Annotated in this window: 8 protein-coding genes and 1 pseudogene; 2 read left to right on the top strand and 7 right to left on the bottom strand. The window is 56.9% G+C overall.

What is annotated here, in order from left to right:
- Both VGP75_RS00200 and VGP75_RS00195 read right to left on the bottom strand, forming a co-directional pair.
- Positions 1 to 677 (bottom strand): alpha/beta fold hydrolase (locus VGP75_RS00200; RefSeq protein WP_327541724.1); only part of this gene is annotated, 677 nt, incomplete at its 3' end.
- A complete protein-coding gene (locus VGP75_RS00195; protein WP_327541723.1) occupies positions 677 to 1,273 on the bottom strand; it encodes a 2-hydroxychromene-2-carboxylate isomerase in 597 nt (198 codons plus the stop codon). The genes VGP75_RS00195 and VGP75_RS00200, both read right to left, overlap by 1 nt.
- Before the next feature lie 116 nt (positions 1,274 to 1,389).
- Here VGP75_RS00195 and VGP75_RS00190 point away from each other — a divergent pair, with 116 nt between their 5' ends.
- Positions 1,390 to 2,409 (top strand): ribose-phosphate pyrophosphokinase, encoded by a 1,020-nt coding sequence (locus tag VGP75_RS00190; protein WP_327541722.1) that lies wholly within the window; start codon positions 1,390 to 1,392, stop codon positions 2,407 to 2,409.
- Positions 2,410 to 2,419: 10 nt separating this feature from the next.
- On the opposite strand, the gene VGP75_RS00185 is transcribed toward VGP75_RS00190, so the two are convergent.
- The gene (locus VGP75_RS00185; RefSeq protein ID WP_327541721.1) at positions 2,420 to 2,770 is read right to left on the bottom strand and encodes an H-type lectin domain-containing protein; all 351 of its coding nucleotides are present in this window, start codon (positions 2,768 to 2,770) and stop codon (positions 2,420 to 2,422) included.
- Between the two features lie 98 nt (positions 2,771 to 2,868).
- Between VGP75_RS00185 and VGP75_RS00180 the strand changes: the two genes are divergently transcribed.
- Positions 2,869 to 3,612, top strand: coding sequence for a hypothetical protein (locus tag VGP75_RS00180; protein WP_327541720.1), 744 nt, complete (start codon positions 2,869 to 2,871; stop codon positions 3,610 to 3,612).
- 84 nt (positions 3,613 to 3,696) lie between these two features.
- On the opposite strand, the gene VGP75_RS00175 is transcribed toward VGP75_RS00180, so the two are convergent.
- From VGP75_RS00175 to VGP75_RS00160, 4 genes and pseudogenes are all read right to left on the bottom strand, one after another.
- Positions 3,697 to 4,122 (bottom strand): F0F1 ATP synthase subunit epsilon, encoded by a 426-nt coding sequence (locus VGP75_RS00175; protein WP_327541719.1) that lies wholly within the window; start codon positions 4,120 to 4,122, stop codon positions 3,697 to 3,699.
- Between the two features lie 24 nt (positions 4,123 to 4,146).
- Positions 4,147 to 5,571, bottom strand: a complete 1,425-nt coding sequence (gene atpD / locus VGP75_RS00170; protein ID WP_327541718.1) for a F0F1 ATP synthase subunit beta — start codon at positions 5,569 to 5,571, stop codon at positions 4,147 to 4,149.
- Between the two features lie 18 nt (positions 5,572 to 5,589).
- Positions 5,590 to 6,462, bottom strand: a complete 873-nt coding sequence (locus tag VGP75_RS00165) for a F0F1 ATP synthase subunit gamma (RefSeq protein ID WP_327541717.1) — start codon at positions 6,460 to 6,462, stop codon at positions 5,590 to 5,592.
- Between the two features lie 25 nt (positions 6,463 to 6,487).
- Positions 6,488 to 6,894 (bottom strand): annotated as a pseudogene (locus VGP75_RS00160) (F0F1 ATP synthase subunit alpha); the annotation flags it as partial.

Below are 6,894 nucleotides of genomic sequence, written 5' to 3'. Positions count from 1 at the left end.
ATCCGCGCGACAAGGGCATCGTGAACAGCTTTGATAACGGGCTGCGTTTGCGCACCACGGATCAGCGTGACGGGGATGTTCAAAGCACCTAGCCGTGCTGCCGAGGTGATCCCGTCGGCGTCTTCCTCAATCGCGGCACCGCCAGCGACAACCAGATGAATGCGCTCGGTCAGATAGTCTTTCTGGCGCTCTGACAGCGCAGTCCAATCGCTATCAGACCACTGCGCGTTGAACATCTCTGCCGCACGTGGCTCATCCCCCATCAGCATGGCAGTGATGAATGGACGAAACGCTTTCATATGCGCGGTAAATTCAGCGGTGCCCTTTGCTGCGGCAAAGAACACGGGTTCAATCAGCGTGAGCCGTGAGACCAAAGCAGGGCTTTCAACGGCCAGTCGCAAGGCGGCTGTCGCGCCGAATGAATGGCCGATGATGTGGGTGGGGCCGGTACAGCTTTGTCTTGCCGCCTCAACTGTCAGCGATTGATACTCTGTCTTTCCGTCCCAATCCGCACTGCGCCCGTGACCTGGCAGGTCAAGCAGCTTTGCCTGCCCCCCCAGTGCCTTCGCCAGCGGCAACATGGCCTGATGGCGGCTCAACATGCAGTGCAGCATCACGACCGGCGCACCGGACCCCACCGTGACACTGTGGATGTGATGTCCAAAGGCGTCAGGCATCACAGCTTGCCGGAAAGATATGCGTCCAGATCGCCAAGGCGGTCTTCGCCCCAGAACCGCTCACCGCTGTCAGTGATAAAGAACGGCGCGCCAAAAGCGCCAGCGTTGACCGCATCTTCAAGGTTTTTGGCGAAGGTTTCAGCACTGGTCAGCATGTCTTTATCAGCCAAAGCGGGATCAATCCCGCATTTATCCAGACAGTCGCGAACGACATCATCCTGGCTGATGTCACGCTCTTCCGCCCAGCAAGCCGCGCCAAAGGCAGTGACAAGTTCGGCCACATCCGCACCTGCATTTTGTGCCGCGATAATAGCATAGGCCGAGGGCGCACCGTTTGTTGGCCAGAACATGGGCTTCAGGTTTAGCGGCACACCCAAAAGCCTGGACCGGCGCGCCATGTCCTGCAGGCGGTATTCCTGACGGTTCGGGTGGCGATCCTTGGGTGGCAAACCGCCCGTGCGCGCAAACAGCGCCATAATATCGAGCGGTTTATACGTGAGCGTTGCGCCATGTTTTTGTGCGATATCGCGCGGCCGCGTCCCGCTGAGGTAAGTGAACGGCGACAGCGTTGCGAAGTAATAGTCGATATGTGGCATTTTGCGGCTCCTGTCGCTGGTCAATTCTTTGCGAGACGGTAAGCTTGTGCTACGCGGTGTCAACGCCACGAATCTGTTACAAACCTGTAACTGCCTTCTGCCAAAGGACCACACCCATGCCTACCATGATCGAACCCAAGCTGATTGCCGGCAACGCCAATCAGCCGCTGGCCAATGCCATCGCACGCCGTATGTCGATGCACCGGGGAATGGATGTCAGCCTGTGTGACGCCAGGGTCGAACGGTTCAACGACGGCGAGATTTTCGTTGAAGTCTACGAAAACGTGCGCGGCGAGGATATGTTCATCGTCCAGCCCACATCAAACCCTGCCAATGATAACCTGATGGAACTACTGATCATTGCGGATGCGCTTCGCCGGTCCTCGGCAGCGCGCATTACTGCCGTGATCCCTTACTTCGGCTACGCCCGTCAGGATCGCCGCTCCAAGGCGCGCACGCCGATCACTGCCAAGCTGGTGTCAAATATGATCGTAGAAGCCGGTATTGAACGCGTTCTGACCCTGGATTTGCACGCCACGCAGATCCAGGGTTTTTTCGATATTCCGGTGGATAACCTTTATGCGTCCCCCATCTATGCGTTGGATGCGATGCATAATTTCCGTGGTCGTATTGACGAAGTGATGGTCGTTTCCCCTGACGTGGGTGGCGTGGCCCGTGCGCGTGATCTGGCGCAACGCATTGGTGCGCCTTTATCTATCGTAGACAAACGTCGCGGCAAGCCCGGCGAAGTGGCCGAGATGACGGTCATCGGGGATGTCAAAGACAAGGTCTGCGTGATCGTCGATGACATTGTCGATACTGCTGGTACGCTGTGTAAAGCGGCCGAAGTGCTGATGGAAAATGGCGCAAAAGAGGTGCATTCCTATATCACCCACGGTGTGCTGTCCGGCCCGGCCGTAGAGCGCGTGTCGAAATCAGTGATGAAATCGCTTGTGATCACCGACACGATCCTAGCAACCGACGCGGTCAAAGCCTGCCCGAATATCCGCATCGTCCCAACCGCACCGATGTTTGCGCAAGCAATCCTGAACACTTGGAACGGCACATCGGTGTCGTCGCTGTTCGATCACAAGACGCTCGGGCCAATCTATGAAGGGCTTTACGCGGCAGAATAAAGGACTGTCCCTAGTAAAGCTCCCATCCCTCATCACTCGGCAATTCACCAAATGACGTCCAGGCAACGCGTACACGCGCGACCTGGGTATCTGACCACGTTCGAAAAACGATAGTAAATCCTGTCTCGGTGATATCTTCGGCCTGCACATCAGCGCGGATGTTGGTGTTGTTGGAGATGTCCCACATCGACATAGAAACCTGCACATGGGGCGGCTTGGCATAGGCATTTGAGAACTGCACCGCAGCGCGGGACTGTCTCGGGCCTTCGCCGCGCCACATCTGCCCGTCATCCTCAAAATCCGAGAACAGGATCACATCACCGTGGTCTATGCCGAGTTTACCACCCTCAAAACGCCGCATTACTATTCCTGCGTTTGCCAAACCGATACTAACACTTGGTTAATCATTCATTGATAACTCAACCTTAAGGTTTTGGAAACTATCGTTGGGATCATGCCATGTCACACCGTTTTGTTACGAATTTGGGATGCTGCGCGCTGCTCGCACTCGTCATGGCATGTGGTGGGGGATCAGGGGGCTTTCCCGACCCTGGTGACGGAGGAGGTGATGACGGCGGCGGTGATGACGGCGGTGGTGATAGTGGCGATGGCAGCGGCGGTGGCCCGCCACCGAGCCCTTTCTTTGCACCGACAGAACAACAGGCGCTCTACTTCCGCAATGTCATGCCTGACGAGTTGTCTTTGGTGCAGGCCACGCACAATGACGGCGGCCGGACCCCCTTTGTGGATCTGCCTGCGGGAGCGATCGCATATAGCGGGTTTATGGAGGTTCTTTTCACCAGCACCCCCAATGCCAACATTGCAAGCGCTGCAACCCTGACCGTCGATATGGGGACGGGCGCAACAACTGGCAGCGCGAATGAATTTATGGGCTACGTCTACAACAGCGAGACTGACACAACCGAACTGGCACTTTACGCTGGCGGGGTCAGCTTCCTTGGTGCGACCCTGACCTCGGCGAGCAATGGCAATGCCAATATTGATATCGAAATCGATGGAGCATTTGACAATGGCGTGCAGCAATTCACGATCACGGGTAATATCGACGGGCCAGTCTACGGGCCAGATGCCAGCGGGATCTATGCTTCCGGCAGCTATTTCGGGTTGGGCCAGGACATTACGCTAACCGCTAACGGCGTGCCGGTTTACGGATCAGCAACCCTCTGGGCGCTGTCGGACTAGGCCGCAGGCGGCGCGAAAACATGACCGCAAAATTCTTTGGGAAGGTCGGGTCGGCATAAGCTCTGATGAGCTTATGCCAGTTTCTTAGTTCTTAGCAGTCAGACCAATGTGGCCACCAATGGCCACCATGTCAGACAACAGTTTGGCTGCGTCATCAACCGGGCCAGGTTCGTTCTTGAAGTTGTCCTGCGCCTTGCGATGCGCCGCTTTGGCTTCTTCGACCATTGCGTCAAAGACCTCTTGCGTCACCTCTGCCTGTGGCAGGGCGCGCTCGGCCAGAACGGATACACCGGTTGCTGTGATCTCGGCGAAACCGCCAGACACAACATAGGTGTCGGAACCACCACCGTGGACCACGGTCAGAACCCCGGGGCGCAGTGTCGTGATCGTCGGCGCATGGTTTGCCATGGCTGTCAGATCACCGTCTGCACCTGGGATGCGGACCTCGGACGCCTCGACCGACGCCAAGCGGCGTTCGGGCGAGACCAGATCGAATTGTAGGTTTGCCATATCGGCTTCTCCTTCAGCCCAGAATTAAGCGGCGTCTGCGGCCATTTTCTCGGCTTTGGCTTTCACTTCTTCGATGCCGCCAACCATGTAGAAGGCACCCTCTGGGAAGTGGTCATATTCGCCAGCCACAACAGCCTTGAACGACGCGATCGTGTCTTCCAATGGCACCTGCACGCCGGGCGAACCGGTGAACACCTGTGCCACGTCGAACGGCTGCGACAGGAAACGCTCGATCTTACGCGCACGGGCCACGGTCAGTTTGTCTTCTTCCGACAATTCGTCCATGCCCAGAATGGCGATGATATCCTGAAGCGACTTGTAGCGCTGCAACATCTGCTGCACGTCGGCCGCCACTGCATAGTGCTCTTCACCAACGATCGCTGGGTCCAGCAGGCGTGATGTGGAATCGAGCGGGTCAACCGCAGGATAGATCCCTTTTTCCGAAATCGCACGGTTCAGAACCGTTGTCGCATCAAGGTGCGCAAAGGATGTCGCTGGCGCAGGGTCGGTCAAGTCGTCCGCAGGTACGTAGATCGCCTGAACGGACGTGATCGAACCGTTCTTTGTCGATGTAATGCGTTCCTGCATCTGGCCCATGTCGGTCGCCAGTGTTGGCTGGTAGCCCACAGCGGATGGAATACGACCCAAAAGCGCAGACACCTCGGAACCAGCCTGTGTAAAGCGGAAGATGTTGTCCACGAAGAACAGAACGTCTGTACCGGACTGGTCGCGGAACGCTTCTGCCATTGTCAGACCGGACAGCGCAACACGCATACGCGCACCGGGAGGCTCGTTCATCTGACCATACACCAACGCCACTTTGGACTTGGTCAGGTCGTCGATGTCGATAACTTTGGAATCGATGAATTCGTAGTAAAGGTCGTTGCCTTCACGTGTACGCTCACCCACACCGGCGAAAACCGAGTAGCCGGAGTGCACTTTGGCGATGTTGTTGATCAGTTCCTGAATAAGAACAGTTTTACCAACACCGGCACCACCGAAGAGACCGATTTTACCACCCTTTGCGTAGGGTGCCAGCAGGTCGATCACCTTGATGCCTGTGACCAGAACCTCGGAGGCTGTGGACTGCTGCTCAAAAGTTGGCGCATCAGCGTGGATCGAGCGGCGCTCTTTCTCACCGATCGGGCCTTTTTCGTCGATCGGCTCGCCAATGACGTTCATGATGCGGCCCAGAGTTGCGTCGCCCACGGGCACTGTGATGGTGTTGTCCTGGTCAACCACTTCCTGACCGCGCACCAGACCCTCGGTACTGTCCATCGCGATGGTCCGCACAGTGTTTTCACCAAGGTGCTGCGCCACTTCCAACACCAGCGGCTTGCCGTTGTTGTCTGTGATCAGTGCGTTCAAAATCTCGGGCAGGTGGTCGTCGAACTGCACGTCGACGACAGCGCCGATGACCTGCGTGATCTTGCCTTTTGCATTTGCCATTTTCGTCTTCTCCGGGGTCTAGAGCGCTTCCGCGCCCGAAATAATTTCAATCAGCTCGTTGGTGATCACAGCCTGACGCGAGCGGTTAAACTCGATGGTCAGCTTGTCGATCATCTCGCCGGCGTTGCGTGTCGCGTTGTCCATCGCAGACATACGTGCGCCCTGCTCGGACGCGGCGTTTTCCAGCAGCGCGCTGAAGATTGCCGTCGCCACACCACGTGGCAGCAGGTCGGCAAGAATTTCTTCTTCACCGGGCTCGTAGTCGTAGAGTGTCGCATCAGCATCTTCAGCCTGCTCGAATTTGGCAGGGATGATTTGCTGTGCTGTCGGGTGCTGCGTTACCACGTTTTCAAAGCGCGCAAAGAAGATCGTCGCGACATCGAATTCTTCCGCGTCAAAGCGGCCAAGCACGTCTTTGGCGATCCCCTGCGCGTCGGCATAGCCCACGCGCTTGACGTCGGTCAGGTCAACGTGACCGACAAACAGGCTGCCGTAGTCGCGCTTCATTGCATCACGCCCTTTCTTGCCGACGGTGACAATTTTCACTGTCTTCCCTTCAGCCAAGAGCTTTTGCGCATGGGTTTTCGCCAGCTTCGCGATGTTGCCGTTAAAGCCACCGCACAGCCCGCGTTCTGCAGTCATGACAACCAGCAACTGCACCTGGTCGCTGCCCGTACCGAACAGCAATTTTGGTGCCGTGTCTGATCCGCCAACCGATGCGGCAAGCCCGGCCATCACGGCGTTAAACCGTTCTGTGTAAGGGCGCGACGCCTCGGCTGCATCCTGGGCGCGGCGCAGTTTTGCAGCCGCGACCATCTGCATGGCCTTTGTGATCTTGCGGGTCGATTTGACCGACGCGATCCTGTTTTTAAGGTCCTTAAGACTAGGCAAAGCAAAGTCTCCTTTGTCTCAAGATTTACGCAAAGTCCTTGGCGAAAGCGTCGATTGCCGCTTTGATCTTTTCTTCGGCGTCGCCTTTGACCTTGGGGTCTTCCTTGGTGATCATGTCGAGCACGTCGGATGCGTTTGTGCGCAGGTGCTTCAGCAGGCCTGCTTCAAAACGGCCAACATCCTTGACGGCAATCTTGTCGAGGTAGCCCTTGGTGCCTGCGTAGATGACACAAACGATCTCTGCGTTGGTCAGCGGTGCGTATTGTGGCTGCTTCATCAGTTCGGTCAGGCGGGCACCACGGTTCAGCAACTGCTGTGTCGCGGCGTCAAGGTCGGAACCGAACTGTGCGAATGCAGCCATTTCACGATACTGCGCCAGTTCCAGTTTCACCGGACCAGCAACCGATTTCATCGCGTTGGTCTGGGCAGATG

This window comes from Yoonia sp., from assembly GCF_036007805.1.
In the GTDB taxonomy this organism is placed as follows: Bacteria; Pseudomonadota; Alphaproteobacteria; order Rhodobacterales; family Rhodobacteraceae; genus Yoonia.
Note: the sequence above shows the minus strand (reverse complement) of the source record. Positions and strands in the feature narration are given on the sequence as shown.

What these genes read in the sequence shown, in the direction of transcription:
- VGP75_RS00185 (WP_327541721.1), bottom strand. Translation starts at nt 2,770, where the DNA reads ATGCGGCGTTTTGAGGGTGGTAAACTCGGCATAGACCACGGTGATGTG.
- VGP75_RS00175 (WP_327541719.1), bottom strand. Translation starts at nt 4,122, where the DNA reads ATGGCAAACCTACAATTCGATCTGGTCTCGCCCGAACGCCGCTTGGCG.
- VGP75_RS00195 (WP_327541723.1), bottom strand. Translation starts at nt 1,273, where the DNA reads ATGCCACATATCGACTATTACTTCGCAACGCTGTCGCCGTTCACTTAC.
- VGP75_RS00190 (WP_327541722.1), top strand. Translation starts at nt 1,390, where the DNA reads ATGCCTACCATGATCGAACCCAAGCTGATTGCCGGCAACGCCAATCAG.
- atpD (WP_327541718.1), bottom strand. Translation starts at nt 5,571, where the DNA reads ATGGCAAATGCAAAAGGCAAGATCACGCAGGTCATCGGCGCTGTCGTC.
- VGP75_RS00180 (WP_327541720.1), top strand. Translation starts at nt 2,869, where the DNA reads ATGTCACACCGTTTTGTTACGAATTTGGGATGCTGCGCGCTGCTCGCA.